3 protein-coding genes are annotated in these 2,799 nt (G+C 33.8%); all 3 read right to left on the bottom strand.

What is annotated here, in order from left to right:
- Positions 1 to 1,013: glycogen synthase (locus tag COZ07_RS05655; RefSeq protein ID WP_406607603.1), on the bottom strand; the 1,013-nt coding region annotated here is incomplete at its 3' end.
- Between the two features lie 13 nt (positions 1,014 to 1,026).
- A complete protein-coding gene (gene glgD, locus COZ07_RS05650; RefSeq protein WP_406607602.1) occupies positions 1,027 to 2,136 on the bottom strand; it encodes a glucose-1-phosphate adenylyltransferase subunit GlgD in 1,110 nt (369 codons plus the stop codon).
- On the bottom strand, positions 2,129 to 2,799 hold a 671-nt coding region (locus COZ07_RS05645; RefSeq protein ID WP_406607601.1), incomplete at its 5' end, for a sugar phosphate nucleotidyltransferase. The genes glgD and COZ07_RS05645, both read right to left, overlap by 8 nt.

Genomic DNA, 2,799 nt, shown 5'->3' with positions numbered 1-2,799 from the left:
TCAAATAAATCCTCATAATACTTTTCACCCGTACCAAGAACAACAATTTGGGCGTCATCTCTCATTTCCTTTTCTATTCTTGTAAGTATAAGGTCTATACCCTTCTGTTTGACCAGCCTGGTAACTAGGGCTATTAAAGTAACATTTTCATCCTCATAAAGTCCAAGCTCTTTTTGGAGCTTGGTTTTGTTAATAGCTTTCAAAGATAATGTATCAATATCATACTTTTGAAATATCATATCATCCTTCCCTGGATCATATGTATGATAGTCAATTCCATTTTCTATTCCATATAAAATAGCGCTTTTTGCACGAAAAATTCCGTCCAGTCTTTCTCCATAAAGGGGGGTCTTTATTTCTTCAGCATAATTATGGCTTACAGTGGTTATTATGTCTGAGTAATTTATTCCACCTTTCATAAAGCTAACCCCGCCAAAAAACTCTACTCCAGATATATTGAACATTTCTGGCTCTAATCCTAATATATCCTCTAGTATTTCATATGGGAAAACTCCTTGATAATATAAGTTATGTATGGTGAATATTGTTTTAATTTGGTTATAGTTTGGATAATCTGCTTTCAATATTGGGGCTATCATCCCAGTATGCCAATCATGACAATGAATTATATCAGGAATAAAGTCAATATGCTTCAAGGATTCTAAAACACCTCGACAAAAGAACGCATATCTTTCAGCTTCATCATAATAACCATACATCCCGCTTCTTTTAAAATAATACTCATTATCTATTAAATAAAAGGGTATTCCTTCATGCTCAATATATTCTATGCCGCAATGCTGCTTTCTCCATCCAACATTTACAGTAAAAGCATCCAGCTTTTGCATTTTTTTCTTAAAATCGAAGGGAATATCTGAGTATTTTGGTATTATAACTCTTGCATCTATCCCTGATTTTCTTATTTCTTTGGAAAGTGAATGTATTACTTCACCAAGCCCTCCACTTTTTATGAAAGGAGTTGATTCTGATGCTACAAATAATACTTTTATCATCCCTACGACCTCCTTAAATAATCTGACCTTTTTCGATTACTATTGGATTGTCCCTAGTTCCTTTTAAGACCATATTCTTGGATACTCTTGAATTTTTGTCTAGTATCGCATATTCAAGGACTGCTCCCTGCTCTACTGTGGTGTTTTGCATTAGAATGCAGGACTTTACCGAGGCAGTGTCATGAATATTGACTCTTCTAAAAATTACAGAATCATATACTTCCCCCTCAATACAACAGCCTCCAGCTAAAAGGCAATTTTCTACCACCGCGTTTTTTTGGTATATAGTTGGAGGCTCATCTTTTACTTTAGTGAATATTGGCCAGGTTTGATGGAATAAGTTGTCCATGGTGTCTTCAGATAAAAGATCAAGGCTTCTTCCAAAATATTCTTTTATTGAGTTGATACAAACTAAATAACCCTTATATTCATAGGTATATATATTCTTATTATTTTTCAACTCAAATACCGTGTCTTTAAAAAGGTCATGATCTGCTCCCAATATTTTTTTATTCAATAGGTCAATAAAAAGCTTCCTTTTCATCAAAAATGTTTCCATGAACACATTATTATGCTGTTTTTTCTTGCGAATAAGATCAATAGCCATTCCATCTTCATCTAGGGCTATTGAATCACAATCCTCAAACATCTCATCTGATTCTTTTATGTTTTTGTAAACTACAGTTATATCTGCTTTTTTTTCTAGATGCTTTTTTAAAACATCCCTAAAATTAACGGTACATATCATATTGCTTGGGCAAATGATTATGTATTCCTCTTTGGTATAAAAAATATAATCAAGATAATCTCTGATTATGTCCATATCACCTCTGCGTACATTAGAGTAGTAGTTTATTAAAGGATTAAACATAAAAAGGCCTTCATTTTTTCTATCCAGGTCCCAGGGTCTTCCGTGCTCTATATGATCTACTAAAGAGCGATACTTATTCCTGGTAAACATAAACACTTTATCTATTTTGGAATTAACCATATTGGACAGGACAAAGTCTATTATTCTATAACGGCCGGCAAAGGGGATGGATGCTATTGGCCTATTATAGGTCAATTTATGAATTTTATCTTCTTTTTCATTAAGGTTTATGACGCCTAAAATATTATTCATATACCGTACCCCCTTCCATGAAATAGTCATAGGGAACAACGGTTATGTTTGAAGAGTCTTCTTTGCCAATAGAGCATTCTTCGTTGATTTCACATCTGCTGCCTATAATGCTTCTATGTATTATGGTATTCTCCCTTATAATGGCATTACGCATTATTACTGTATCTGATACATATGCACCTTTTCCTATCTGCACACCAGGAGACAAAACTGAGTTTACCACTGTCCCGAAAATTTTGCATCCTTCGCTAATCATAGAATTTACCACCTTTGATTCTCTTGACACATACTGAGGTGGTTGAAGAGAATTAACTGAATATATTTTCCAATCCTTATCAAATAGATTTAATTCATTATCGATTTTCAGCAGATCCATATTTGCTTGCCATAAGCTTTCTATGGTCCCCACATCTTTCCAATAGTCCTTAAAAGGATAGGCATACAGTTTTACACCAGCACTAAGCATAGCTGGAATTATATTCTTCCCAAAGTCATGGCTTGAGCTTTTATTTTTATCATCTTTTGCAAGATATTTTTTTAATATCTCCCAGTTAAAAAGATATACCCCCATAGAGGCAAGGTCATTTTTAGGTTGCTTTGGTTTTTCATCAAATTCGTATATGCTGTTATCTTCTCTGGTATTCATTATCCCAAATCTGCTGG

The sequence above is a fragment of the Candidatus Infernicultor aquiphilus genome (assembly GCF_002784285.1).
Classification (GTDB): Bacteria; Atribacterota; Phoenicimicrobiia; order Phoenicimicrobiales; family Phoenicimicrobiaceae; genus Infernicultor; species Infernicultor aquiphilus.
The sequence above is the reverse complement of the archived record's forward strand: the minus strand, read 5'-3'. Positions and strand labels throughout refer to the sequence as shown.